Annotated in this window: 28 protein-coding genes, 1 tRNA gene and 1 pseudogene; 12 read left to right on the forward strand and 18 right to left on the reverse strand. The window is 63.8% G+C overall.

Features of this window, described 5'->3' with window-relative positions:
* The first annotated feature begins 45 nt into the window (after positions 1–45).
* The gene (locus tag YUU_RS0113620) at positions 46–1,302 is read left to right on the forward strand and encodes an O-antigen ligase (protein WP_027522866.1); all 1,257 of its coding nucleotides are present in this window, start codon (positions 46–48) and stop codon (positions 1,300–1,302) included.
* Here the strand turns inward: YUU_RS0113620 and YUU_RS0113625 are convergent.
* Positions 1,271–1,747 (reverse strand): MarR family transcriptional regulator, encoded by a 477-nt coding sequence (locus tag YUU_RS0113625; RefSeq protein WP_051389744.1) that lies wholly within the window; start codon positions 1,745–1,747, stop codon positions 1,271–1,273. The two genes, YUU_RS0113620 and YUU_RS0113625, sit on opposite strands and share 32 nt — an antisense overlap.
* Positions 1,748–1,895: 148 nt before the next feature.
* Here YUU_RS0113625 and YUU_RS0113630 point away from each other — a divergent pair, with 148 nt between their 5' ends.
* Complete coding sequence (locus YUU_RS0113630) at positions 1,896–3,092, forward strand: FAD-dependent monooxygenase (protein ID WP_027522868.1); 1,197 nt, start codon at positions 1,896–1,898, stop codon at positions 3,090–3,092.
* Positions 3,093–3,205: 113 nt separating this feature from the next.
* Here YUU_RS0113630 and YUU_RS0113635 read toward each other — a convergent pair whose 3' ends face one another.
* From YUU_RS0113635 to YUU_RS0113645, 3 genes are all read right to left on the reverse strand, one after another.
* Positions 3,206–4,387: a trans-acting enoyl reductase family protein gene (locus YUU_RS0113635; protein WP_027522869.1), complete on the reverse strand. Its 1,182-nt coding sequence runs from the start codon at positions 4,385–4,387 to the stop codon at positions 3,206–3,208.
* Positions 4,388–4,490: 103 nt separating this feature from the next.
* The gene (locus tag YUU_RS0113640) at positions 4,491–5,273 is read right to left on the reverse strand and encodes a DUF169 domain-containing protein (RefSeq protein WP_027522870.1); all 783 of its coding nucleotides are present in this window, start codon (positions 5,271–5,273) and stop codon (positions 4,491–4,493) included.
* Between the two features lie 40 nt (positions 5,274–5,313).
* Entirely contained in the window at positions 5,314–6,117 is an 804-nt protein-coding gene (locus tag YUU_RS0113645) for a YdcF family protein (protein WP_027522871.1), read from the reverse strand.
* A gap of 156 nt (positions 6,118–6,273) precedes the next feature.
* On the opposite strand from YUU_RS0113645, the gene YUU_RS0113650 reads away from it, so the two are divergent.
* From YUU_RS0113650 to YUU_RS0113660, 3 genes are all read left to right on the forward strand, one after another.
* Entirely contained in the window at positions 6,274–7,215 is a 942-nt protein-coding gene (locus YUU_RS0113650; RefSeq protein WP_027522872.1) for an acetamidase/formamidase family protein, read from the forward strand.
* Between the two features lie 197 nt (positions 7,216–7,412).
* Complete coding sequence (locus YUU_RS0113655; protein ID WP_007603456.1) at positions 7,413–7,610, forward strand: hypothetical protein; 198 nt, start codon at positions 7,413–7,415, stop codon at positions 7,608–7,610.
* Positions 7,611–7,680: 70 nt separating this feature from the next.
* On the forward strand, positions 7,681–8,172 hold the full coding sequence (locus tag YUU_RS0113660; RefSeq protein WP_027522873.1) for a GcrA family cell cycle regulator: 492 nt from the start codon (positions 7,681–7,683) through the stop codon (positions 8,170–8,172).
* A 141-nt stretch (positions 8,173–8,313) separates the two neighbouring features.
* Here YUU_RS0113660 and YUU_RS0113665 read toward each other — a convergent pair whose 3' ends face one another.
* Positions 8,314–9,285 (reverse strand): SDR family NAD(P)-dependent oxidoreductase, encoded by a 972-nt coding sequence (locus tag YUU_RS0113665; RefSeq protein ID WP_027522874.1) that lies wholly within the window; start codon positions 9,283–9,285, stop codon positions 8,314–8,316.
* 150 nt (positions 9,286–9,435) lie between these two features.
* Positions 9,436–10,347 carry a dihydrodipicolinate synthase family protein gene (locus YUU_RS0113670; RefSeq protein ID WP_027522875.1) on the reverse strand — a complete coding sequence of 304 codons (912 nt, stop codon included), beginning with the start codon at positions 10,345–10,347 and terminating at the stop codon, positions 9,436–9,438.
* Positions 10,348–10,660: 313 nt separating this feature from the next.
* Here YUU_RS0113670 and YUU_RS0113675 point away from each other — a divergent pair, with 313 nt between their 5' ends.
* Entirely contained in the window at positions 10,661–10,900 is a 240-nt protein-coding gene (locus YUU_RS0113675; RefSeq protein WP_027522876.1) for a hypothetical protein, read from the forward strand.
* Positions 10,901–11,186: 286 nt separating this feature from the next.
* Here YUU_RS0113675 and YUU_RS0113680 read toward each other — a convergent pair whose 3' ends face one another.
* The gene (locus YUU_RS0113680; RefSeq protein ID WP_027522877.1) at positions 11,187–11,462 is read right to left on the reverse strand and encodes a hypothetical protein; all 276 of its coding nucleotides are present in this window, start codon (positions 11,460–11,462) and stop codon (positions 11,187–11,189) included.
* A 75-nt stretch (positions 11,463–11,537) separates the two neighbouring features.
* Between YUU_RS0113680 and YUU_RS61165 the strand changes: the two are divergent.
* From YUU_RS61165 to YUU_RS0113695, 4 genes and pseudogenes are all read left to right on the forward strand, one after another.
* Positions 11,538–11,660, forward strand: a pseudogene (locus YUU_RS61165) (DUF3833 domain-containing protein); the annotation flags it as partial.
* Positions 11,661–11,846: 186 nt separating this feature from the next.
* Positions 11,847–12,074 carry a helix-turn-helix domain-containing protein gene (locus tag YUU_RS0113685; protein WP_027522878.1) on the forward strand — a complete coding sequence of 76 codons (228 nt, stop codon included), beginning with the start codon at positions 11,847–11,849 and terminating at the stop codon, positions 12,072–12,074.
* A 203-nt stretch (positions 12,075–12,277) separates the two neighbouring features.
* The gene (locus YUU_RS0113690; RefSeq protein WP_210164173.1) at positions 12,278–12,769 is read left to right on the forward strand and encodes a hypothetical protein; all 492 of its coding nucleotides are present in this window, start codon (positions 12,278–12,280) and stop codon (positions 12,767–12,769) included.
* On the forward strand, positions 12,756–13,481 hold the full coding sequence (locus YUU_RS0113695) for a hypothetical protein (protein WP_027522880.1): 726 nt from the start codon (positions 12,756–12,758) through the stop codon (positions 13,479–13,481). The genes YUU_RS0113690 and YUU_RS0113695 overlap by 14 nt, the downstream gene beginning before the upstream one ends.
* A 463-nt stretch (positions 13,482–13,944) precedes the next feature.
* Here the strand turns inward: YUU_RS0113695 and YUU_RS0113700 are convergent.
* From YUU_RS0113700 to YUU_RS0113730, 7 genes are all read right to left on the reverse strand, one after another.
* Positions 13,945–14,022, reverse strand: a tRNA-Pro gene (locus YUU_RS0113700).
* A 97-nt stretch (positions 14,023–14,119) separates the two neighbouring features.
* Positions 14,120–14,692 carry a MerR family transcriptional regulator gene (locus YUU_RS0113705; protein ID WP_027522881.1) on the reverse strand — a complete coding sequence of 191 codons (573 nt, stop codon included), beginning with the start codon at positions 14,690–14,692 and terminating at the stop codon, positions 14,120–14,122.
* Positions 14,693–14,716: 24 nt separating this feature from the next.
* Positions 14,717–15,058 carry an integration host factor subunit alpha gene (locus YUU_RS0113710; RefSeq protein ID WP_027522882.1) on the reverse strand — a complete coding sequence of 114 codons (342 nt, stop codon included), beginning with the start codon at positions 15,056–15,058 and terminating at the stop codon, positions 14,717–14,719.
* Positions 15,059–15,197: 139 nt separating this feature from the next.
* Positions 15,198–16,175 (reverse strand): beta-ketoacyl-ACP synthase III, encoded by a 978-nt coding sequence (locus tag YUU_RS0113715; protein ID WP_027522883.1) that lies wholly within the window; start codon positions 16,173–16,175, stop codon positions 15,198–15,200.
* Entirely contained in the window at positions 16,172–17,233 is a 1,062-nt protein-coding gene (gene plsX, locus YUU_RS0113720; RefSeq protein WP_027522884.1) for a phosphate acyltransferase PlsX, read from the reverse strand. Before plsX ends, YUU_RS0113715 begins: the two co-directional genes overlap by 4 nt.
* Positions 17,234–17,544: 311 nt before the next feature.
* Positions 17,545–18,117: a DUF177 domain-containing protein gene (locus tag YUU_RS0113725; RefSeq protein ID WP_027522885.1), complete on the reverse strand. Its 573-nt coding sequence runs from the start codon at positions 18,115–18,117 to the stop codon at positions 17,545–17,547.
* Positions 18,114–18,665 (reverse strand): ubiquinol-cytochrome C chaperone family protein, encoded by a 552-nt coding sequence (locus YUU_RS0113730; RefSeq protein ID WP_027522886.1) that lies wholly within the window; start codon positions 18,663–18,665, stop codon positions 18,114–18,116. Before YUU_RS0113730 ends, YUU_RS0113725 begins: the two co-directional genes overlap by 4 nt.
* 98 nt (positions 18,666–18,763) lie before the next feature.
* Between YUU_RS0113730 and YUU_RS0113735 the strand changes: the two genes are divergently transcribed.
* Together YUU_RS0113735 and YUU_RS0113740 are read left to right on the forward strand one after the other, a co-directional pair.
* Positions 18,764–19,240: an outer membrane protein assembly factor BamE gene (locus YUU_RS0113735; RefSeq protein WP_027522887.1), complete on the forward strand. Its 477-nt coding sequence runs from the start codon at positions 18,764–18,766 to the stop codon at positions 19,238–19,240.
* A 93-nt stretch (positions 19,241–19,333) separates the two neighbouring features.
* Positions 19,334–20,335 (forward strand): tripartite tricarboxylate transporter substrate binding protein, encoded by a 1,002-nt coding sequence (locus YUU_RS0113740; RefSeq protein WP_027522888.1) that lies wholly within the window; start codon positions 19,334–19,336, stop codon positions 20,333–20,335.
* 153 nt (positions 20,336–20,488) lie between these two features.
* On the opposite strand, the gene YUU_RS0113745 is transcribed toward YUU_RS0113740, so the two are convergent.
* The 4 genes from YUU_RS0113745 to ribH all read right to left on the reverse strand — a co-directional run bounded on the left by YUU_RS0113745 (position 20,489) and on the right by ribH (position 24,988).
* Positions 20,489–22,609, reverse strand: a complete 2,121-nt coding sequence (locus tag YUU_RS0113745) for a sodium-translocating pyrophosphatase (RefSeq protein WP_027522889.1) — start codon at positions 22,607–22,609, stop codon at positions 20,489–20,491.
* A 219-nt stretch (positions 22,610–22,828) separates the two neighbouring features.
* A complete protein-coding gene (gene thiL / locus YUU_RS0113750) occupies positions 22,829–23,827 on the reverse strand; it encodes a thiamine-phosphate kinase (protein ID WP_027522890.1) in 999 nt (332 codons plus the stop codon).
* A gap of 174 nt (positions 23,828–24,001) precedes the next feature.
* Complete coding sequence (gene nusB / locus YUU_RS0113755; RefSeq protein WP_027522891.1) at positions 24,002–24,493, reverse strand: transcription antitermination factor NusB; 492 nt, start codon at positions 24,491–24,493, stop codon at positions 24,002–24,004.
* A 3-nt stretch (positions 24,494–24,496) separates the two neighbouring features.
* Entirely contained in the window at positions 24,497–24,988 is a 492-nt protein-coding gene (gene ribH, locus YUU_RS0113760; RefSeq protein ID WP_027522892.1) for a 6,7-dimethyl-8-ribityllumazine synthase, read from the reverse strand.
* Between the last annotated feature and the right edge of the window lie 81 nt (positions 24,989–25,069).

Consider the following 25,069-nt stretch of genomic DNA (forward strand, 5'->3'; position numbering starts at 1 on the left):
CTGCGGAAGTTGTGTCGATGAGCTGCGTAAGCGTGTGAGCGTGTGATGGCGTATGCGGCAACGGCCGGGGGAATGAACGTAGCCGCACCGGCTGCGCCCGGCGTGCTGGCCTTGCAGCGCGCTCTAGTGTGGCTGGTCGGCGCCTCCGGTGCGGTCGTCTTCATCGAGCCGAGCCCCTACGAGATCGTGACGCTGCTTGCGACCGTCACCTTCTTCGCCACCGGCCTGCGGCTCCGCCTCGTGTTCATGCCGTTCGTGCTGCTGCTGATCCTGCTCAATGTCGGCTACAGCGTCAGCGCCATTCCGCTGCTCGGCCAGTCCGAGGTGGCAAGCTGGATCGCGACCTCCTGGTACATGGCGGTGACGGTGGTGTTCTTCGCCATGGTCACATCGGAGGATACGGCGGCGCGGCTCGACATGCTGCGCCGCGGCCTCGTGGTCGGCGCGATGGTCGCGTCAACCTCGGCGATCGCCGGCTACTTCAATGTCGTTCCCGGCGGCCACGACCTCCTGACGCTCTACGAGCGCGCGCGCGGCACGTTCAAGGACCCGAACGTGCTCGGCGCGTTCCTGATCCTGCCGGCGCTGTTTTGCTTGCAGAGCGTAGTCTCCGACCGGCTTGCCAAGGCGTTCCGCAACGCGATCGCCTTCGCCATCATGGCGCTTGCGATCCTGCTCGCCTTCTCGCGTGCCGCCTGGGGCGGCCTGATCCTGACCGCCGGCTTCATGCTGGCACTGATGGTGTTGACCAGCCCGAGCAATGCGCAGCGCTCACGCATCATCGTCATGGCCGTGGTTGCGGCCGCGCTGGGGCTGGCGCTGATCGCGATCCTGCTCTCATTCGACTCCATCGCCGAGATGTTCAAGCAACGCGCGAGCTTCGACCAGAGCTACGACGAAGGCCGCTTCGGCCGCTTCGGCCGCCACATCCTCGGCGCGGAGATGGCGCTCGACCGGCCGTTCGGCATCGGTCCCTTGCAATTCCACCGCTACTTCCCGGAAGATACCCACAACTCCTATCTCAACGCCTTCATGTCTGGTGGCTGGCTCTCCGGCATCTGCTATCCCGCGCTGGTTTTCACCACCGTGATCACGGGCTTTCGCCACGTCTTCGTCCGCGTGCCCTGGCAGCGCGCCTATCTTGCGATCTTCTCCGCCTTCATTGGCACCGTCGGCGAGAGCTTCATCATCGACACCGACCACTGGCGGCACTTCTGGATGATGCTGGGGGTGATGTGGGGCATGATCGCGGCCGCGCAGGCCTACAAGATCAAGACCGACGACGAAGCTTCCGCAGCTTGAGGTCGGGACGCTTTTCCGGCGGCGTATCAAGAAGGCCCTTCAGCGCTTCGGTCGCCGCGAGCACCCCCTTGTAGCCCTCATTGGCGAAGCGCAGCAGCAGGCGCAGTTCCTCGTCGGAATAGGCGCCGAAGACCTTCTCCATCGCCTGCTGCATCGGCACGTAGAGTTGGCCGATCTTCATGGCCGTCTCCGGCACGACAGAGATGAAGACCTTGCGGCGGTCGTTTTCATCCCGCTCACGGCGCACGAGCCCAGCCTTCTCGAGCCGGTCGACCACGCCGGTGATGGCGCCGGTCGTCAGGCCCGTGACCTCGGCGAGCCGGCCCGCAGTGACGCGACCTTCGAGGTACAGGATGTCCATGCATTCGAGGTCGGAGTTGGCAATTCCCGCAACGTTCGCAACGGCTTGGCCGTAGAGCACGCCCTGTGCGGAGGACCGGCGCATCGCCTCCTCGAGCTCCTGCAACAGCGCCGCACGCGCCTTCGTCCTTGACAAGGCCGACCTCATATCTTAGTCGATATATATCTTAGCTGCTAAGAGATTTAGCGGCCGTAATTTCTCCTAGCACCACCGCAACGTCGGGAGCAAGCCAATGCACAACCGTCCCCGCAAGGCCCTGATCATCGGCGCCGGCATCGCCGGGCCCGTCGCCGGAATCCTGCTCCGTCGCGCCGGCATCGAGGCGCAGATCTTCGAGGCCTGGCCCTACTCCAAGGGGATCGGCGGCGGCCTGCAGCTCGCGCCGAACGGCATGCAGGTGATGGACGAGATCGGGCTCGCCCGCGAGGTGATCAGCCACGGGTCGATTGCCGACTCCTTCGACTTCTATTCGCAAGGCGGTCAAAAGCTCGGCTCGATCAACCGCGACATGGAGCGGCGCTTCGGCCAGCCGGCAGTGAACATCTGTCGCGCCACGCTGAACGAGATCCTGATCGACAAGGCCTGGTGTTCCTGCGTCTCGCTCTACTTCGAGAAGCGCCTGATCAAGATCGAGGACCGCGGCGACCAGCCGATCATCGCCTATTTCGCCGATGGCACCACCGCGGAAGGCGACTTCCTGATCGGCGCGGACGGCGTGCACTCGGTGGCGCGCCGGCAGGTCGTGCCGGACGGGCCGCAGCCTTTCAACACCGGCCTGATCGGCTTCGGCGGATTCGTGCCGCGCAAGGTGCTTGCCGGCCGCGCGATCGGACAGCGCGTCGAGACCACGTTCGGTCAGAGCGGCTTCTTCGGCTACGGATTTTGCAGCTCCGATCCAAATGACGGCGTGATGTGGTGGAGCACGCAGCCCGCCCACGGCATGGACGCGGCGATGTTCCGCGCTCAGGATCAGGCGACGCTCAAGCAGCACTTACGCGACTTCCATCGCGGCTGGCACGATCCGATCCCCGCGATCATCGAGGCGGCCGAAAATATAGTGGTCACCGATACGCTCGATGTCGCGACGCTTCCGACCTGGTCGCGCAAGCGCTCGCTGCTGATCGGCGACGCCGCGCATGCGACGAGCCCGCATGCCGGCCAGGGCGCATCGCTCGCGCTGGAAGACGCACTTCGCCTCGGCCGGCTGATGGCGGAGGGACACGAGCTCACCGCCACCTTCCAGAACTTTGAAGCCGAGCGCCGCCCCCGCGCCGAAAAAATCGTCGCGATCGCCCGCCGCAACGGCAACAGCAAGCGCGAGTTCACCGCGACCGGCGCCTTCATCCGCGATCAGATGCTGAAATGGCTGCTGCCACTCGGCTCCAGGAGCATGGATTTCATGTATGCGTATGACGCGAGGGCGGCGTAAACGCACGCTGCCGTAGGGTGGGCAAAGCGAAGCGTGCCCACCACTTCTGTACGAAATCGCGGAGAGATGGTGGGCACGGCACTTCGTGCCTTTGCCCACCCTACAATCCCCGGTCAGCTTTCCACCTTGAACGTCAGCCCGGCATGATCGACCAGCCGCTTGATCAGCTTGTGCTGCATCGCTGCGCCCGGCGTCCAGAAGCCGCCTGGGACATCCGGCGTATCGCGCAGCAGGCAGATCGCACATTCGGAAATCATCTTCGAGGTCGAGCCGTAGCCGGGATCGCGGTCGCCGGTGACGCCGGCGCGGACCTGGCGGCCGTCGGGCGCGATCGCGACGTAGAGCAGATTGAAGAGACCGTTCTCTCGCTCCTCCTTCGACGGCCCCTCGCCCGGCTTCGGCGCGTTGGGGCCGGTCTTCTCGGCGTTGGCGGCCATCACACGCTTCGCATTGGCCTCGCCCTTCTCGCCGGGACCGGTCAGCACCATCTCGTCGTAGACGAACTCGTGGCCGTAGGGGAAGCCCATCAGCATGTTGGAGCGATGGACGTTGCGCGTGTTGATCAGCGCCATCATGAACGGCGCGGCCCAGGATTGCAGGTCCTCCTCGTAGGCCGCCCTGTTGCCCTTCGGCTGTTTCGGTCCGGTGAAGCCGGGTGTCAGCGCGAAGTGATCGTTGAGAATCGCGACAAGGCTGAGGTCCTTGGCGACCGCATCGAAGGTCGCCTTCGCACTTGCCGCGGTGCCGCCTGACAGCGTGCCGCGCATGTCGCGCACACGCCCCTTCACGCGCGCAGCCGGCGCACCGTGCACACGCTTGGCCTCTTCCTGCACAAAGAACGTACCGAGCTCGAACGGGACGGAATCATAGCCGCACGAGAACACGATGCGCGCGCCGCTCGTCTTGGCCGCCGCCTCATACTTGTCGATCATTTGCCGCATCCAGACCGGCTCGCCGCAGAGATCGAAATAGTCCGTGCCCGCTGCCACGCAAGCGGCGAGCAGCTCTTCACCATAGAACTGATACGGACCGACAGTCGTGATCACCGACTTCGTCTGCGCGACCATCGCCTTCAGCGAGGCCGGATCGGAGGCATCAGCGACGATCAGGGGCGCATCCACCGACGCGCCGATCGCATCGCGCACGGACTTCAGCTTGTCGAGGCTGCGGCCGGCCATCGCCCATTTCGGCGCCTTGTCGTCCTTGTAATGCGCGGCCAGATATTCAGCGACGAGCTGGCCGGTGAAACCGGTCGCGCCATAAACGACGATGTCGAATTTCGACGAAGAACTCATGTTGCATCCTCAATTTGCTTCGTCATTGCGAGGAGCCAAGCGACGAAGCAATCCAGACTGTTTCCGCGGTGAAATCCTGGATTGCTTCGCTCGCAATGACGATTTACTTCTTTCCGTAACTCACGCCCATGCCGGCACGGACGTCGCTTTGAATTCCATAGGGCGGGATCGGATAGCGCAGGCCATTTTTTGCCAGCGCCTTCATGCCCTTGATCGCCTTGGCGAGATGCGCTGGGCTCAGCGCCATCAGCATCTCCTCGTCCGGCACGCCGCCATAGCGCCGTTCGGCATAGCATGGCAAGGACAGGCTGGGCTCGCCGGTCTTCAGCGCCCGCCCCCAGGAATCCGCGCAGGCGGTCTCGCCGACCACGCCCCATTCGAACTTCCTGTAGCCGGTATATTGCAGCCCGTTGATCAGGATGATCATCTGCCCCGGCGTCGCGTAGACCAGGCAAATGTCGGGCGGATCGAGCCGACCGCTCGCCAGCGGGCTCACCGCGAGCGCCTGGTATTGTCCGAACGGCACCACATCGAGCGCCTCCTGGCGCTTGCGCGCGTCCGCGGCCGTGCCATGCCACACGCCGACATAATTCTCGCCCGCAAGCCATTTCTCGTCCTGCGGCGCAAGGCCAATCACGGCGCTGCACTGGCTGCCAACGAGATCGTCGGCGGTGATGCCGACGGTCCAGCCGAGGCGCGAAGCCATGCTGACGATCTGGTCGGTGGTGTGGACCGCATTCGGCCGGCGGATCTTCGGGATCGCCTCCATGTCCTCGGCGCGCGCAAACAGCTTCATGCCGATCACCGTCGTCTTCAGCCGCAGCAGCGCGTTGAGGTCGGCCACAATGCCGGCGAGATCGATCGGTTCAGCGTTCTCTGGCTGCATGGCGTCCTCCCGGGGCGCGACGATTTTTATGTCCCCCGTTCTAATCCTTCGCCGGACCGGGAAGCAACTCGCCGGTGCGGCCCATCAGGCGGTAGGCGACGAGCCCGATCCATTCGCGCATGGCGATATCGGTTTGCATGATCCCATCGGTGCCCATATTGGTGAAGGTGAAGAGGTCCTCGCGGCCGCCCATCCGAAAGTCCACGGGGTAGGCCTCGACGTCAAATCCGGCCTTGCGGAAGATCCCCATCGAGCGCGGCATGTGGAACGCCGAGGTCACCAGCAGCCAGCGCTCGCCCGGCTTCGGCGCAACCAGCTGCTTGGTGAAGATCGCGTTCTCGTAGGTATTGCGCGAGTTGCGCTCCACGATCAGGCGCTCCTTGGCGATGCCGAGATCTTCCAGGATCGGCGCCGAGTAGTCGGCCTCCTTGGCCTCGGTGGAGATCAGATTGGCATTGCCGCCGGTGAAGACGATGCGCGCATTCGGGTAGCGCCGTGCGAGCGCGGCCGGCGCCAGCATGCGATCGGCGGCATGGGCGACGATCGGCGTTTGATGCGCCGACGACAGGTCGGTATCGACGGAGCCGCCGAGCACGATGATGCCGTCGGGCGCGCCGCGCGAGGCATCCCGCTGCGGAAAGCGCTGTTCCAGGGGATACAGCAGGAGCTTGCCGAGCGGCGAGAACGCCACGAGCGCCAGCAGGACCAGCACGGTCACCGCAAGCCTGCGGCCGGCTCGCGCAAAGCGCGTCGTCATCAGAACGAGCGAGAGAATGCCGAGCTCGACCAGGAAGTTGATCGGCAATAGCGCGACGCCGAGCGTCTTGGACAGGACGAATAACAGGGGAGCCTCGCTTTGGAATCATCGAGCCTATCGATGCGCGGACCTTGACGGGCCGATCCATCTTCAGAAATCTTCTTGAAAGAGGATGGATTGCCGGGTCAAGCCCGGCAGTGACGAGTCCTGATGAAAACACCCGCAAACGATCGGACCAGACCCATGACCCGTCACCACCTGCAGTCCAGCCCCGAAACCTGCCATTGGGGCTTCTTCGAGGCGAAGCTGAAGCCGGTCCTTACCATCGAGAGCGGCGACGAGGTGACGGTCGACACCATCAGCGGCGGGCCGGACGTGCTGCCCGACCGCAAGCAGTTTCATATTCCGCCGGAGCTGTTCGAGGTTCATGCGAAGTCCGAACGCGTGCTGCCCGGCCACATTCTCACCGGCCCGATCGCGGTGAACGGCGCCGAGCCCGGCGACGTGCTCGAGGTCCATATTCTCGACGTCACGCCGCGGCAGGATTGGGGCTGGAACCTGATCAAGCCGCTCTCGGGCACCCTGCCCGACGATTTCCACGAGACGCGCATTCTCAACATCCCGCTCGATCTGACGCGGATGGTCGGCCGCATGCCCTGGGGCCTCGACCTGCCGCTCAAACCGTTCTTCGGCGTGATGGGCGTGGCGCCGCCGCCGGCCTGGGGCCGCATCTCCTCGCTGATCCCGCGCGCGATGGGCGGCAATCTCGACAACAAGGAGCTTGGCCCAGGCGCCACACTCTATCTGCCGGTGTTCGTGCCGGGCGCGCTGTTCTCCTGCGGCGACGGCCATGGCGTGCAGGGCGACGGCGAGGTCTGCGTCACCGCGATCGAGACCGCGCTGCAAGGCCGCTTCCGCCTCACGCTGCGCAAGGACATGCAGCTCGCCTACCCGCGCGCCGAAACCGCCTCGCACTACATGACCATGGCGATGGACCCGGACCTCGACCAATGCGTGGTGCGCGCGCTGCGCGACATGATCGCGCTCCTGGGCGAGAAGCGAAACCTGTCGCGCGAGGACGCCTATACGCTGTGCAGCCTGGCTGCGGATCTGCGGGTGACGCAGACCGTCAACGGCTCAAAAGGCATCCATTGCATGATCGAGAAATCGCTCGTGCACGGTTAGCGCACGCCGCCGCCCTTCCCTCTCAATCCAACCTCCGTCGCCGGTGAAAGCCGCGCGGCGCGCCGGCGCGCGGAATTTCTCCAGCGATTCCAATAGCCTCTGACACCGGTTCGATCCGGATTTGACTCCTCTCGGTTTCTAAATAGACTCTTAATCGTTACTTTTATGTACCCGAGTAAGAGGCTAGCGTTTGCGTCATGGCCACCGAAAAAGCCGAGACTGACCGCATCCCCGTAACCTTGGCGCTCTCGACCATCACGTATCTCGAAAAACTGGTGAGACAGGGCACCCACGGCACCAGCGTTCCCGGCGTCGCGCGGACATTGATTGAGGAAGGCATCCGTCTCGCCATCAAGGACGGACTTTTGTCGATCCGCGACAATGGCAGGACGTGAGGCTCAGGGAGCGCGCAACGCGGTCGGTTTCGGACGGGGTGGTCGATTTGCAACCTGGGACCGTCACAACATGCCTGCTGTTTCACCGACCTCGCCAACATCCGCTGCAACCTGGACCGTTGAGCGCATCGAACTTCTCAAAAGCCATTTTCACGCCGGCCTGTCCTGCCGAGAGATCGCCGCCGATATCGGCGTCAGCCGCAATGCCGTCATCGGCAAGCTCAGCCGCCTCAATCTGACGCGCGGTCCGAAGCGGGAGGAGCGGAGCGCAGACAAGAGCACCGCGCGGGCCCTGCGGACCCTCCGCAGGCTGCAGTATGAATTGCTCTCCACGATCGATATCGAGGCCGAGACGCCGCTCGCCCACGTGCCGATCGACGAGGCCAACCGCTGCTCGCTGCTCGAATTGTCAGAGAACCGCTGCCGCTGGCCGATCTCGACGCCAGGCGCGGATGATTTCTGCTTCTGCGGCAACGCCTCGCCCGACGGCCAGTCTTATTGCACGGGCCACGCGCGCCTCGCCTACCGGCCAAACTCACGCGCGCGTCTCATGCGCGGCTGACGAAGGGGCACAAGCCCGGCGGCGTACTGGGTGCCCCGGTCAAGCCGGGGCACGACACCTGCAACCTGGATACACAATGCTCCTGCAAGGACGCCATGGCTTCGCAGGGCCGACATCGAATGGGCGATACCGCCCCTCGCCTCACCCCAGCCGCCAGCCGGCCTCCTGGGCAAAGCTCTCGTAGAAAGCGCGATCATAGGCCTGCTCCGGCGTCGCGCGCACGCGCTGATCGAGGCGCACGGCGTCCTCGCCGACCAGGATGCGCCACCTCTCGGCCTTGACGCCGTCGAGGATGATCTTCGCGGCCTGCGCGGCCGTGGTCGGCGCATCCTCGCGGAAGCTGCGGGCGCGCTCGACGAACGCCGCCTGGATGTCCTCGTCCGACATCTTCTCCGCATCCGGCACGCCGGCAGCGACCATGCGCTTGCGGGTCAGCACGACCTCGTCGGCATTGAGGCGCTCGGAGCCGTCGCCGCTCTGCACCTTGCGCGAGTTGGAGACGATCGAAGTGCCGATGTGACCGGGCATCACGACCGAGCATTTGACGTGCGGCGCGTGCAGGCGGAGATCATTGATCAGCGCCTCCGTAAAACCCTTCACCGCAAATTTTGCCGAGCTGTAGGCGGTATGCGCCTGCCCCATACCGATCGAGGCCCAGAAGCCGTTGACGCTCGCGGTATTGATGATGTGCGCCTCGTCGGCAGCAACCAACATCGGCAGGAAGGTACGCACGCCGAGATAGACGCCGCCCCAGCAGATGTTGAAGGTGCGCTCCCACTGCTCGCGCGTGTTGGTGAACAGGCTGCCACCGCCGCCGATGCCGGCATTGTTAAACAGCAGGTGGATCTTGTCCGTCTTCTGCTGCTCGGCGAGTTCGTCGCGAAACCGCTTGAGATGATCCTCGATCGCGACGTCGGCAACTTGGGTGGTGACGCGCAGGCCCTGCGGCAGCTTCTCGACCTCGCACAGCCGCTTGGTCTCGGCCATCGCGGCTTCCGACACGTCGCACATCGCAACGTTGCAGCCCTCGGCCACGAGCTGGCGCGCGAGCTCGCGCCCCATCCCCGTTCCCCCGCCGGTGATGACGGCGATCTTTCCGGAAAAGTCCTTCATGGGTTCGGTCCCCTCGCTTGGTCTGGTTGTTGCTCTTGTTGGCCATCACGGACAATGCACGGGGCCGCCGCAAAGTGTAGCAGCGCCGCGCCTGCGGTAAAGCAGGCCGGCGCTGCGTCACGACGAGGGCGAATTATTTCGGCGGACGAACTATTCCGCCGCCTGGAAACGCTGTCCACCCGGCAACACGCCCAGCCCCTCGAGCGCCTTGCGGATCGCGGCCGCTTGCGTCAGCGAGGCCTCCGGCATCGGCGCGCGCGGCCAGGTCTTTTGCAGGCCCTGGAGCGTCTGCGCGTAGCGCGTGCAGGCCGGAAGGTTGTCGGCGATGATCGCATTCCACAGCGTCAGCAGCTTCTTGTGCAGCTCGAGCGCACGAGGGTGATCGCCCGCCTTCACCGCATTCCACAGTTCGACCGAGGCATGGGGCGCCGCGGTCAGGATCGCCGCGATCGAGCCATGGGCGCCGAGCGTGTAGGACGGATACATCAGCGCATCGACGGCGCTATAGATCAGCTTGTCCGGCGCCATCATCATGAGGTCGGCGAACAGCTTCAGATCGCCCGCGCTCTGCTTGACGCCGACCACCAGCGGCACCTCGGTCATGATGCGAGTCAGAAGCGCCGGCGAGAGATAGGACCACGGCACGACGTTGTAGATGATGATGGGCATGCCGGTCTCGTCGGCCATGGCGCGGAAATGCGCGACCATCGCGTCCTCGTGCGGCTTGAACAGATAGTGCACCGGCGTGACCTGGAGGGCGGCGACATTCATGTCGCGCACGAGCTTGCCGCGGCGGATCGCATCGCGCGTGGAGTCCACGATGATGCCGGCGATCACGGGAATGCGGCCCTTCACCGCTTCGACCGTCGCCGCCACCAGGTCGCGATACTCCTCGTGATCGAGCGTGTGCCCCTCGCCGGTCGAGCCGCCGGCTGCAACTCCGTGCGCGCCGGCAGCGATCATCCATTCGACCTGCGGCGCAACGAGCTGAGTGTCGATCTCGCCGTTCTCCCGGAATGGCGTGGTCATCGGCGGTATCACGCCGGTCGGGCGTACCTTCATCTCTCGGCCCTCGCGTTTCCTGCTTCCCGATAGCGGCCCCGCTCTGCCGGCGAGTATCCGCGCGAGCGGTAGCCTAGCGGTTGATGTCGCGGCGGGAAGCGGCACGACCGGGACGCAGCCCTCCTATTCGGTCATAGCGTCGGTTCCCCGTATTTGTCCGGCTTCGGATTGAGGGGAATTTTTTTACAATCCGAATCGTCAAATGGGGCGAAAGCTGAGGTGAGTCTTCAAGCCATCGTGTCGCGGTCGACACAGGGCGTGGCACCCCGCTTGCATCTCCTCGTGGCGTGTAACAACCAAAGAGGTGAAATGCATGTTTATTACCGTCGTGGCCGTGCTCTGCCGGCTAGGCGCAGCAGCTTCGGGCAGTTGCGTCGAGGAAATCGTCACCGACAGCAACATGACGCCCGAAATCTCGCTCATGCAGTGTGCAGTGGGCGCGCAGGCCGAACTCGCAAAATGGATGGGCGAGCACCCGATCTACCACGTCAACTGGCGCATCGAACGCTACAAGTGTGTGCCAGGTCACTACGAGATCAAGGGCCACGCCTAAGGCCCAGCCCCGAAAGGGGAGGAAACGCCCCAAGGGACCGGCTTTTGCCGTTCTGAAAATGGTCGGAGCGAGGATTTCAACCTCCGCCCCAGTCTCCAAGCGGACGCAAGCTTTTGATTGTTGCATATTTTTTGGAAATTGGACTGTTCTCCGCCGCTTGAAATCACAAGCGTTCATCCGCCCCGAAAACGACTGTGATGCGGACGTGCTGTGGCCAGGCTGCAACTCGCCCTCTGTTCCGACCGGGAACGTCGGCTACCGAACCGTTTGCAGACTCGCCTCGAGATTACAGTGCTCGCGCCGGGGCTGAGATCAGCCGCTTGATATTGGACTCGGTGGCCGCCCGGATATTGCGGGCGGCCGTTACCTTTTCCTGACGTTCCGATTTGGGTTCTGCAATGAACCGCAATCGATACTTCGAAGGGCCACGTTGCACCGCGTGCAACCAGCCACGCACCTTGGTCCGAAGCGAACCGGCCACCGGGCGGTACGAAATTCGATCGTATGAATGTCCGACCTGCAAGAGCGTGCTGCGGATCGTCGAGCGCACCGAACCGAGCATGTTTCCGCGCTGATCAGGAACCTCGTCGATAAAAGCGACTGAGTTGCGTGAGACGCTTTCCGAATGGGATTACCGATGACGATCGACAGTTTTAGATCCACGACGCCGCTGTTTCTTCCCGAACGATTTTTCGTCGGGCGGCTCGAAGGCTGGGCAGTGTTGGAGAGTCTGGTTGGCGGACTACTGAAGCGCGCAACGAAGCCCATCGTCCATCGCAATCTCGAAGCGCTCAGTCTTCTCTTTAGCGGTCCTGCCCATCGTCGATCTCAACCGGCCATGCGCGTCAGGCGTGGAGCCGCGCCCCCTCGGCATCGCGACGATAGACGGCAGCTTTGTTCAGTATATCGAGGTGCAATATACTGAGCAACGGGCGACGTTCGTCCAATGGACTTGCGGGAAGTCTTCGCCACCAATCTGCGCCGTTTGCGAAATGCGAAAGGGTTGTCGCAAGACGAACTGGCATATCAGGCCAAGATTAGCCGGAGCTATTTGAGCCAGATCGAGAAGGGCTCGTTTTATGTGAGCCTCAAGGTACTTGGGAAGCTGGCACATACTCTCGAGGCCGAGCCGGAAGAGTTCTTAAAGCGCCCAGCGCGACGCCGAACTCGATAGGCGTTCCCCTTGCCCGAAGCAGCTCTGGCAATAATCGCAGAACTGCCGCCTTGTAGGGTTTCCCGCGACTTCTTTTTCAGAAGTGTCTCGGATCGGCTGTTGCCGGGGATTGGGGAGCGGTGCAATGCAACGGGCGAATGCAGTGGACTGGCGTTGCCATTCTGGCGATAGTGGAACCTTCTTTTGCCAATTTGGAGCTAAGCATGGCTGGGGGCGACGCGAAGATCAAGATCAAGATCGGTGAAATTGAAATTGAGTACGAGGGTGACGCAAGTTTTCTGAAGAACGATCTACTCGGCATCTTCAAGGAGCTGAGTAATACCAATGAACATCTCTTGGTCACGCCGAAGCCCACGCGTGAGAAGGCACACGATAGCCACGGGGCGAAATCAGCTGGCAAGCACTCGACCGTCACCATAGCCACCCTGCTCAAGGCGAAGACCGGCCCCGATCTAGTTACTGTTGCGGCGGCGTACCTGCATTTTTCCCAAGGTAAATCCGAGTTTACGAGAGCTGAAATTCTAGCCGCTATGAAGACGGCCACCGGCTACTGGCAGAAGAACTATACTGGCAACCTCTCCACTTCTCTTGAGGGACTGACCAAAGCAGACAAACTGCGAGTGGTGAAAGAAGGCGTCTACTCACTCCCGGCGGATGAGACGAAGCGATTAGAGGCCGTGCTTGCTAAAGGTTAGCGAACTGAAAAATTGGGTTCATCGCGATTTCAGCGATGTGGACAAGTTGCTCCTTGTGTTGGCAACTTTTTCAACGCCGACACAGGTGAAAGATATTAAGCAACGGTGCAAGGACGTCGGTCTCAGAAAGATAGCCGAGGGGAACGTATCGAGCTACTTTGCTCGAACCAAAGGACTAGCCATCAGTACGAGCGCGGGTTGGGAGCTTTCAGAAGGTGGGAAGCAACATCTACGGACGCTCGGCGTTTCGAGCATTCGACCCGCTGCCGTCCAGATTGCAACCGGCCTACGGGATTTACTCGCGAAGATCAGCGACGCCGACACACGCTCTTTCGTTGAAGAGGCCGTGCAGTGCTACGAATATGAACTGTATCGATCTGCGGTTGTCATGTCATGGCTAGCTGCAATGCATGTGCTCAAGATCGAAGTGCATTCGAAGCATTTGAAGGAGTTCAACACCGAAGCTTCGCGTGTTGATCACAAATGGAAGGCCGCTAAGACGACTGACGATCTAGGCGAGATGAAGGAGTTCACGTTCTTGGAGCGTATTCACGGCATCTCAATGATCGGAAAGAACGTTAAAGAGCAGCTACAGGCATGCCTAAAGACGAGAAACGGCTGTGGTCACCCGAATAGTTTGAAAGTAGGTGAACCGACCGTCTCACACCACATCGACTTGCTCATGCGGAACGTCTTCAACGTGTATTGCTGACGACTTGTCGCGCTAGTTCCGCACCAGTAGGTCCGCGCAGGAATCGCATTCGCCCTGCCTTCCTTCCGCTGCCCGGCCGGCGATGACGGGGTGCCGATTCCAGGCTCCAGCGAAATTCAGGTTGCCGGATAAGCCTTTGATTTGATTAGTCGAAGCGAGACGCCCCTTAGTCTTCTAGACTAGTGCCGCCCAAACCGCGCCTTGGTCCACCTGCTCGACGGTCGTCGGCCCGACCCATCCGACGCGGTGCGATGATGCTGATTTGCCCGACACGTCAATCGATTTTCGTAAAATCCGCAATGCACCGCCCGGGCCGTTGTCGGCTACTTTGCATGGGGTTGTTTTCGACGTTTTGTTGCCCGGTCACGGCAGCTGCAGCTCACCCCCATCGTCACGCAGGCATCAGGGGCAGCGTCCGCGCCGCGCCTCCCGAGCAATCCGCCCGCCAGATGGTTTGAAAAAATGGTCGGAGCGAGAGGATTTGAACCTCCGACCCCTAGTCTCCCAGACTAGTGCGCTAACCGGGCTGCGCCACGCTCCGAATGCCGTTCCCATAGCTAGGATCGCCGCGTTGCGCAAGGCGCCTGAACCGCCCGGACGACCGGGAACATCCCCTGAAATCGCAGAATGCACCTTGCTCAGCCGGCCTTGAGGGCCTCGTCGAGCAGTTCGCGGCAGGCGACGAGGTCCTGGAGCACCCGCTCCAGCCGCTCTCGGTCGGCCGGGTTCGGGCCGGCCCGGTCGGCCGGGCCCTTGCGGAAGGTGGTGAGGATTTCCTCGTCGTCGATCTCGGCGAAGCGGAAATCGATGCCTTCCTCCTCCTCGCCCTGGAAGTCGTCATCGTCGGTATCAGCGACGCCGCGGATCTCGGGTTCCTCCTCGGTCTCCATCAGGCTCTGGCCGATCGCATCCTCGATCGCGCCGAACGAGACCGCGGCCGACGAATCGGCGAGGCCCTGGACCGACTTGATGCCGTGCTCCTTGAGGATCCGCTGCACCCCGCGGATGGTGTAGCCCTCGCCGTACAGCAGCCGGCGGATGCCCTTGAGCAGGTCGACGTCGTCGGGGCGGTAGTAGCGGCGGCCGCCGCTGCGCTTCATCGGCTTGATCTGGGAGAAGCGGGTCTCCCAGAACCGCAATACGTGCTGCGGGATGTCGAGGTCCTGCGCTACCTCGCTGATGGTGCGGAACGCATCCGGCGCCTTGTCCAAGGGCCTCATCCTTTCGGAAGGCGATTACGCCTCCACTTCAGTCTTGCTGCCGTCGCCATTGGCCTTGTGCTGCGAATTGATCCGCTGCTTCAGGATGGCGGACGGCTTGAACACCATCACCCGGCGCGGCGAGATCGGCACTTCGGTACCGGTCTTGGGATTGCGGCCGATACGCTGGCCCTTCTTACGCACCATGAAGGAGCCGAACGAGGACAGTTTCACCGTCTCGCCCCGCTCGAGGCAATCGGTGATCTCCTTCAGCACGAGTTCCACGAAGGCAGACGATTCCGTCCGCGACAGGCCGACCTTTTGATAGACGGCCTCGCAGAGATCCACTCGCGTTACGGTTTTGCTAGTCTCGGTCATCGCCCTGCCCCACCCGACGGCGAACAATTGTCGTCTAAAATTATGAGGTTACGAGACAACGGTCAACCCGCTCATTCCGCGCTTGAGTCGGCAACAAAATGGCCCGCAATCTCGGCAAAATTTTATCGATCGCGCTCTACTACCAGCGCACGAGTGCGGAACCCCAGGTGAAGCCGCCGCCCATCGCTTCCAGCAGCAGCAGGTCGCCCTTCTTCACCCGACCGTCCTTCACCGCGACCGACAGCGCCAACGGAATCGAGGCCGCCGAGGTGTTGCCGTGCTTGTCGACGGTGAGCACCACCTTCTGCGGCGCAATATGCAGCTTGTGGGCGGACGCATCGATGATTCGCTTATTGGCCTGATGCGGGATGAACCAGTTGATGTCCTCGGCGGTCATGCCGGTGGCGTTGAAGGCATCGACGATCACGTCGGTGATCATGCCGACCGCGTGCTTGAACACCTCCTTGCCTTCCATGCGCAGGTGGCCGACCGTCCTGGTCGAGCCGGGCCCCCCATCGACGAACAGTTTGGCCTTGTGGCGGCCGTCCGAACGCAGATGCGTGGTCAGCACGCCGCTGTCGGAGGTCTTCCCCGGTTGCGTCTGCGCTTCCAGCACGATGGCGCCGGCGCCGTCGCCGAAGAGCACACAGGTGCCGCGGTCGTTCCAGTCGAGGATACGCGAGAAGGTTTCCGCGCCGATCACCAGCGCGCGCTTGTAGGCGCCCGTGCGCAGGAAGTTGTCGGCAGTGGCGAGCGCGAACACGAAGCCGGAGCAGACCGCCTGCAGGTCGAACGCCACGCCATGGTTGATGCCGAGCCCGTGCTGGACGGCGACTGCGGTCGCCGGAAACGTGTTGTCGGGCGTCGAGGTCGCGAGCACGATCAGATCGATCGCCTGCGGATCGAGCCGGGCATGCGCGAGCGCCGCGCGCGCCGCCCTGATCGCAAGGTGCGAGGTGAACTCGTCGTCGGCCGCGATGTGACGCTCGCGAATGCCCGTGCGCTGCACGATCCACTCGTCCGATGTGTCGATGCGGGCCGCCAACTCGGCATTGGTCACGACACGCTCCGGCAAATAGCTGCCGCAGCCGAGCACGACCGATCGAATTTGAGTCACGAAACAGCCTCCTGCGCGGTCGGCACTGAAGTCAGCGCGCCACCGTCGCGGTTGAGCATCTGATTGATCTTGGTCAGGAGATCGTAGCGAGCCATCTCATAACCAACATCGACGGCATAGGCAAAGCCTTCAGCGTCGGTTCCGCCATGGCTCTTGACCACGACGCCATTCAGGCCGAGCAGAACGCTCCCGTTGGATTTGCGCGGATCGAGCTTTTCGCGCAACGTCTGGAAGGCGCCGCGCGCGAACAGATAGCCGATGCGCGAAAGCCAGCTCGATGCCATGGCACTGCGCAGAACTTCGAGCATCTGGCGCGAGGTTCCCTCGGCGGCCTTGAGTGCGATGTTACCGGAAAAGCCCTCGGTGACGATCACGTCGGCAAGGCCCTTGCCGATGCCGTCGCCTTCAACAAAGCCGACATAGTCGAGTTGCGGCAGGTTCATGGTGCGCAGCATCTCGGCGGCCTCGCGGATCTCCTCATGCCCCTTCATCTCCTCGACGCCGATGTTGAGGAGACCGACCTTCGGACGCGTGAGGTTGAAGTGGACGCTCGCCATCGCCGCGCCCATCACCGCGAGCGCCACCAGATGGCGCGCATCGCCGCCGATGGTCGCGCCGAGATCGAGCACGACCGATTCCCCGCGCAGGGTCGGCCAGATCGCCGCGAGCGCTGGACGATCGATACCCGGCAGCATGCGCAGGCAGAAGCGCGCCATGGCAACCAGGGCGCCGGTATTGCCGGCGGAAACCACCACGTCCGCCTCGCCCTTCTTCACAGCCTCGATCGCAAGCCACATCGAGGCCTTCTTGCGCCCGCGCCGCAGCGCCTGGCTCGGCTTGTCCTCCATGCTGACGGCGACGTCGGTGTGGATGATCCTGGAGGCGGCCTTCAGCGCGGGGTGCTTGTCGAGCTCGGGCTCGATCTTGGCGCGATCGCCGACCAGCAGGAATTCGATATCGGGATGCCGGGCAAGCAAGATGGCGGCGCCGGGAATGACGACGGGGGCGCCGACGTCGCCTCCCATGGCGTCAAGCGCGATTCGAACCTTGCTTAGCATGAACGTCCCGGAAACCTGATCTCGTGCGGTCTAAGAAACTAGCGGGGCCGCGAAATGGGTTCGCCATCATCAACAGCGATCGGCCAGGCGCCACACCGCACCCGGACCGGGCCGCGACAATAGCGTTTTGTCACCCCGAAACAACCTCTTGCCCCCAGTCTTTTGGATTCCGGGCGATCACGGATCGCCCCCCGCCCAAGCGATAAAAACTCCATGAAATCAAACTGATCACGTAATCTTTCAACCTGACGAGGCAAACCATTCATGCACATCGCAAAGCGAGCCCGCCCGAGGCGCACAGTTATTTGGCCTCATTTGCGCTTGGGCTTGTCCTGGAGCGCCTTCAACGCCGCAAAGGGGTGGTCCTCGGGATCGTGGGCCGTCACCTGGGCCTCGAACACCGCCCCCGGTTTACGCGGATAGGGGTCGATGCCCAGAAACAGGGCGTCCGTGGCCAGCCGGCCGAGGTCGATGACGCCGGCAATGATCGCCTCCGGCGGCTCCGGGACCGCCTCCGCGGCGTCGTCGCTGTCCTGCCCCTCCTCGATGAGGTCAGCCAGTCGCCGCACCTCGGCCTCGGGAGCAAACATCAGGTCAATCTCCTCGTCGATCTCGCTCTCGACCGGGTCGAGCGTCACCACGCAGGTCTGGCCGATCCGCGCCCGGACGTTGCCGGTGACATGAACCCGCCCGCCGCTCTTCGGGGACACGTCGAAAGAGGCCTTCGCGGACACGACCTCGCGAACACCCGCAACCTCGGCCATGGCCTCGCGCTCGCGGCTCGATGCCTCGATCTCCCGATGCAAGCCGGTGTCCGGGATCTGCGCCACGATCACCGGCACGCGCCACGGATCGGTCTGGGGTTCGGCATTTGGTCTGGTCATGGCGCCACATGCTCCCCTGGCGGCGATGGAAATACAAATGAACCGCGCAGCAGCGCGCCCTGGTCAGTCCGGGCAAGATCAGCTTCCGTGGCCCTGGCATAGTCCGCAAGCCGCCGCGCCTGCGCGCCGTCCGTCCCGTTCAAGATATTCCTGGCGATCGCCGATGCCAGCGCCTCGCCGCCTTCGTCCATGGCCTGGTCGTAGGCCCGGGCCCGGCCATAAAAGGCCTCTCCAAAGGCCCGCATCCGCTTGGGGACGGTCTGATCCCCGATACCCATCTCCCGCAGATTGTCTGCCATGTCCTCGCAGAAGCGATCGAACAGCGCCTGCGACAGCTCGGTGGCGTCGGAAGCCGCCCGCAGCCGGCGCAGCAGGAGCCACAAATGCAGGAGAAGCAGGTCGAATCGGCCGTTAACCGTGTCCGGGACGGCCAAGTCCCGGTAAAACATGGGTTCTCGCGCCTGCGTCACGATCATGCCATAGATGGTCTCAATGGTGCCGCGCGGGGCTAGCCGGGGTTTCCTGAAGTGTTTGAACGGCCAGAGCATTGTGGGTTCCACAAGCGTGCGCGCGCGGGTTGCGCTCGCCGCGTCTGCCCGGTACTTCAGCGCCTCGCGCGACGCAAGGGGACGGGATAGTTCCGAGAATGACCAATTCGAGCCAGACCAGTCACCGCGGAGTCAAGGCGCGCGGCCGTTACGCGCGCTGGCGCGCCATCGCCGCCGCCGCGCTCGTCAGCATCGGGCTTGCCGCCTGCACGGGCGAGCAGTTCCAGAAGGGCTATATCCTGCCGCCCGGTGCGCTCGAGCAGATTCCGCTCGGGGCGAGCCAGGACCAGGTGCTGATCGTGATGGGCACACCCTCCACCGTCGCAACGCTTGACGGCGAGGTGTTCTATTACATCTCTCAGCGCTCGGAGCGTCCGGTCGCCTTCATGAACCAGAGTGTGGTCGACCAGCGCGTGATCGCGATCTACTTCGACAAGAATCGGCGCGTGCGCCGGCTTGCGAATTACGGCCTGCAGGACGGCAAGATCTTCGACTCCATCAGCCGCACCACGCCGACCTCGGGCCAGGAGCTCAACTACCTCACGCCGCTGTTCAAGTTGCTCAGCTTCAACTGAGGTCAGGCTGCGGCGTCGCACCGCTCCACGCTGCTTGCGGTGGTGCCCAGCGTTCCCTACGCTCCCTGCAAAACAAAAGCAGGGAGTGGATTCGTGACCAGGACATCGTTTTCCCGCCGACGCGTGCTGACCGGCGCGGCAGCGCTGTCGACGGCGGCTATTCTGCCGCGCACGAGCCTGGCGGACTGGAAGCCCACCGAGAACATTCGCATCATCGTGCCGGCCGCCGCCGGCGGCTCGACCGACGTCATGGGACGGCTGCTCGCGGCGCACCTGCAAGCCGCCTGGGGCCAGTCGGCCGTCGTCGAGAACCGCTCGGGCGGCGGCGGTACCATCGGCACCGCGGAAGCCGCGCGCGCCAGAGCGGATGGCCACACCATCCTGATCGGCAATCCCGGCCCCAACGCGATCGCCTACAGCATCTTCAAGAACCTCAGCTACAAGGCCGACCAGCTCCAGGCTGTCTCCAACATGATCCGGATCCCGAACATCGTCTCGGCGCATCCGAAGACCGGCATCAAGTCGATCGAAGAGCTGATCGCCTTCCTCAAGGCCAATCCGGACAAGTTCAGTTACGCCTCTTCCGGCGTCGGCCAGAGCCCTCACCTCACCGGCGCCTGGTTTCTCCAGCTCACCGGGCTGAAGATGACGCACATCCCGTTCCGCGGTGCGGGTCCCGCACTCCAGGCGGCGCTCGCCGGCGACATCCAGATCCTGTTCGACAACCTCTATCCGAGCCTGCCGCAGGTGCAGAACGGCACGCTCAACGGGCTCTGCGTCACCCCGCCGGAGCGCAGCGAGCTCGCACCCAACCTTCCGACCATGCGCGAAAGCGCGCCGGAGCTGGCCAATTTCGACGTGTCATCCTGGTTCGGCGTCTTCCTGCCGAAGTACGTGCCCGCAGCGGTGCTCGAGGCGCTGAATTTGCAGGTCAAGGCGATGCTCGCGCGCGAGGACATCAGGAAGAACATCGCCTCGATGGGCGCCCGCGCCGACTACGGCACCCCGCAGCAGTTTTCCGATTTCGTCGATGCCGAGACCAAAAAGTTCGCAGGCATCATCGCGAAGGAAGGCTTGCAGATGGATGTGCAGTGACATGCAGCGTCATTCCGGGGCGATGCGAAGCATCGAACCCGGAATCTCGAGATTCCGGGTTCGGTCATGCGGACCGCCCCGGAGTGACGTGAGAAGCTCAAACAAAAACCCCGCGGCTTGCGCCGCGGGGTTTTGTCGTACGGTTGACGCCACTCAGTGCGCGAGGATCGCCAGAAGCAGCAAGGCCACGATGTTGGTGATCTTGATCATCGGGTTGACCGCGGGGCCCGCCGTATCCTTGTAGGGATCGCCGACGGTGTCACCGGTCACGGCGGACTTGTGGGCGTCGGAGCCCTTGCCGCCGAAATGGCCGTCCTCGATGTACTTCTTGGCGTTGTCCCAGGCACCGCCGCCCGAGGTCATCGAAATCGCGACGAACAGACCCGTCACGATCACGCCGAGCAGCATGGCGCCCACGGCGGAGAACGCCGCCGATTTGCCGGCCGCACCCCCGCCCGCGATCGCGTAGATCACGAAGTAGACGACGATCGGCGACAGCACCGGCAAGAGCGAGGGGATGATCATCTCCTTGATCGCCGCCTTGGTCAAAAGGTCGACCGCCTTGCCGTAGTCCGGCTTGTCGGTGCCCTGCATGATGCCCGGCTTCTCGCGGAACTGGCGCCGCACCTCCTCGACGATCGCGCCGGCCGCACGGCCGACCGCAGTCATGCCCATCGCGCCGAACAGATACGGCAGCAGGCCGCCGAACAGCAGGCCCACCACGACATAGGGGTTGTTGAGCGAGAAGTCCGGATTGACGCCGGCGAAGTAGGCATGCTTCGCGGAGTCCGCAACGAAGAACTTGAGGTCCTGGTTGTAGGCCGCGAACAGCACCAGCGCACCGAGACCGGCGGAACCGATCGCGTAACCCTTGGTCACCGCCTTGGTGGTGTTGCCGACCGCATCGAGCGCGTCGGTCGACTTGCGCACCTCCTTGGGCAGACCCGCCATCTCGGCGATGCCGCCGGCGTTGTCGGTCACGGGGCCGAAGGCGTCGAGCGCGACGACCATGCCGGCGAGCGCCAGCATGGTGGCGGTCGCGATCGCGATGCCGAACAGTCCGGCAAGGCTGTAGGTGACGAGGATGCCGGCGATGATGACGATCGCGGGCAGCGCGGTCGCCTCCATCGAGACGGCGAGGCCCTGGATCACGTTGGTGCCGTGACCGGTCACCGAGGCCTGGGCGATCGACTTCACCGGGCGATAGTCTGTACCGGTGTAGTACTCGGTGATCCAGATGATCAGCGCGGTGACGACGAGACCGACGACGCCGCACTCGAACAGCGCCGCGCCCGTGTAGTCGACGCCCTCGAGCTTGCCGAAGCCGATCAGGTAGTAGATCACGCCGGCGATGCCGATCAGCGACAGGACGCCGGTTGCGATCAGGCCCTTGTAGAGCGCGCCCATGATCGACTGGCTCGGCCCGAGCTTGACGAAAAAGGTGCCGATGATCGAGGTGATGATGCAGATGCCGCCGATCGCGAGCGGCAGCGTCATCATGCTGGCGAGGATCGGCGTCTTGGCGAAGAAGATCGCCGCCAGAACCATGGTGGCGACCGCGGTCACCGCGTAGGTCTCGAACAGGTCGGCGGCCATGCCGGCGCAGTCGCCGACGTTGTCACCGACGTTGTCGGCGATCGTCGCCGGGTTGCGCGGATCGTCCTCGGGGATGCCGGCCTCGACCTTGCCGACGAGGTCGCCGCCGACGTCCGCACCCTTGGTGAAGATGCCGCCGCCGAGACGGGCGAAGATCGAGATCAGCGAGGCGCCGAAGCCGAGCGCCACCATGGCGTCGACGACGGTACGGCTGTCGGGCGCAAGCTTCAGCGAATAGGTCAGGAAGCCGAAATAGAGCGTCACGCCGAGGAGCGCGAGGCCCGCCACCAGAAGGCCGGTAATGGCGCCCGCCTTGAAGGCGAGTTCGAGGCCGCCGGCGAGCGATGTCGTCGCAGCCTGCGCGGTGCGCACATTGGCGCGGACCGAGACGTTCATGCCGATGAAGCCGGCTGCCCCCGACAGGATGGCGCCGATGGCGAAGCCGACGGCGACGTAGATACCCAGGAAATAGGCAAGCAGCAGGAAGATGACGATGCCGACGATGCCGATCGTCGTGTACTGGCGTCGCAGGTAGGCCTGCGCGCCCTCACGGACCGCTCCGGCGATTTCTTGCATGCGCGGCGACCCCGCATCCGCGCCCAACACCGAAGACGTCGCCCAGATCGCGTAGACGACAGAGAGCACTCCGCAGAGCACTATCAACCATAATGCTGTCATGTGAATTTTGCCTCAGATCCTTGATGTACCCCCAGCGCCGATTTTTTCCCGTTGTGACGGAGTGGCGCCTTAAAGCGGGACCGCGCCTCCCCAAAAAAAGGAGCAGCCCCGATGGGCGGGGACCTTGCCAAAATCGCCATGCCCGTGCAACGCCGGAGGCGCGAAAATCGTCGATCTCCGCAGGTCCTTAGGTCGTAGGCGTCCGTTTCGCGGAAATTGCTAGAAGTGGCTATAGGACAGCCGCTTGAGGACCAGTTCCCGGCCCGCGCCGTCCAGGAAGCGCGGCGCCTCATTTCCCGGCACTATCGTTCCGACGACGGTTACGGCCACGCCTGCCGCCCGCCCGGCTTCAATCAGATCGGCGCATCGCGCTTCAGGAACAGCACACAGAAGCTCATAGTCATCGCCACCGGACAGCAGCGCGTCGATCCGGACGTCGCCGCGCGCAACGAGGCCGGCGGCCGGCGCCGACAGCGGCACGCTGGCCGCATCGATCGCGGCTGACACGCCTGAGGCTGCACAGAGCTTGACGAGATCGCCGGCGAGCCCGTCCGAGACATCCATCGCAGCGCTCGCGCAGTCGCGCACGGCGTGCGCCAGCACATTGCGCGGTTGCGGAATGCGGTAGCGCGCGACCAGGATATCCCGTGCGGCCGAATCGGATGCCAGCGCCTTCGCCGCAGCACCGCCCTTGAGCACCTCGAGGCCAAGTGCGGCATCGCCAATCGTTCCGGTCACCATAACGCGGTCGCCGGCTTTGGCACCGGTGCGGCCGACCATCCGCCCCGACGGTACGCGGCCGAAGGCCGCGATCGAGATCATCTGCGGCCCGGGCGTGGAGACCGTGTCGCCGCCGAGCAGCGGGCACGCGAAGCCCTTGGCGTCCTCGCCCAGCGCATCGGCGAAAGGCTTCAGCCAGGCATCGTCCTTGCTGCGGAGTGCGAGCGTCAGCACGAAGCCCGCTGGCGTCGCGCCCTTAGCCGCAAGGTCGGACAGGTTCACGCGCAACGCCTTGCGGGCGATGGTACCGGGCGGGTCGCTAGCGAGATAATGCACGCCTTCGACTACGGCGTCCGTGGTGACGACGATGTCCTCGCCGGAGGATTTCAGGATGGCGGCATCATCGACCAGAGCGAACGCGCCGGGGTCAGTCGCCAGCGGCTTGAAATAGCGCGCGATGAGCGAGTCTTCGCCGGAGACATTTGTCGCGTTTGCCATCGGCCTATCCACACACACAACTGTCATCGCCCGGCTTGACCGGGCGATCCAGTATTCCAGAGACGTTCGTGATGAATCGATGGGCCGCAGCGTACTGGATGCCCCGCCTTCGCGGGGCATGACAGCGGAATATGGGGCTGGCGCATTGCATCTTCGACGCCCCTTCGCTTTTGGCTACCGCCCGAACTCGTCGCCGCGAAAGTGGCGGCCGATCTGGTCGAGCACCGCGTTGACCATGCCGGTCTCCTCGCGATCGACGAAGGCGTTGGCGACGTCGACATATTCGGAGACCACGACCCGGCCCGGCACGTCCTTGCGATGCTCCAACTCGTAGGCCCCTGCCCGCAGCACCGCGCGCAGGATCGCCTCGATGCGCTTCAGGGGCCAGCCCTTGGACAGCGCCTCGTCGATCAGGGGATCGAGCTTCTTCTGGTCTCGCACGACGCCGGAGACGACGTCGCGGAAGAAGGCCGCTTCCGCCGGCAGATATTTTTCGCCCTCGACCTCGTTGCCGAGCCAATGGCTCTCGAACTCGGCGAAGATGTCGTTGATGCCGGCGCCCGCAATGTCCATCTGGTAGAGCGCCTGCACGGCCGCGAGCCGCGCAGCGCCGCGCCGGTTTGCCTTTTTTTCCGCCCCGCCGGGCTGTTTCTTGGTGTCCGCCATGGCTCAGGCCCGCGCCAGGCGGCGCTTGATGCGCAGCATGGCAAGCGCCGCGCGCGCGGCATCGCCGCCCTTGTTGAGCTCGCTGGCACGCGCCCGTGCCCAGGCCTGCTCTTCGGTGTTCACTGTGAGAATTCCGTTGCCGAGCGGAAGCTTGCGCGCCACGGCAAGATCCATCAGCGCGCGCGAGGATTCCTGCGAGACGATCTCGAAATGGATGGTGTCGCCGCGGATCACGCAGCCGAGCGCGATCACGGCGTCATAGGGTTTCCCGTTGCTCGCGGCAGCGTCGACCGCAATGGCCGCGGCTGCGGGGATTTCCAGCGCTCCGGGAACCGTAATCACGTCATGGGTGAGGCCGGCCGCCTTCAGCTCGGCGACCGCGCCTTCCAAAAGCGCATCCTGGAGATCGTCATAGAAGCGCGCTTCGACAATCAGCGCACGCGCGCCGGAAATGTCGGTCTGGTCCTTCAGGGGTGCGCGCCGCGCGTCTGCCATCGTTCAATCCGTTCTACTGAGGTCGGCGCGTTATGTAGTCGCCGCAAGCGGTTAAGCCAAGTTTTAAAGTGACCGTCATTC

This window comes from Bradyrhizobium sp. Ec3.3, from assembly GCF_000472925.1.
Lineage (GTDB): Bacteria > Pseudomonadota > Alphaproteobacteria > Rhizobiales > Xanthobacteraceae > Bradyrhizobium.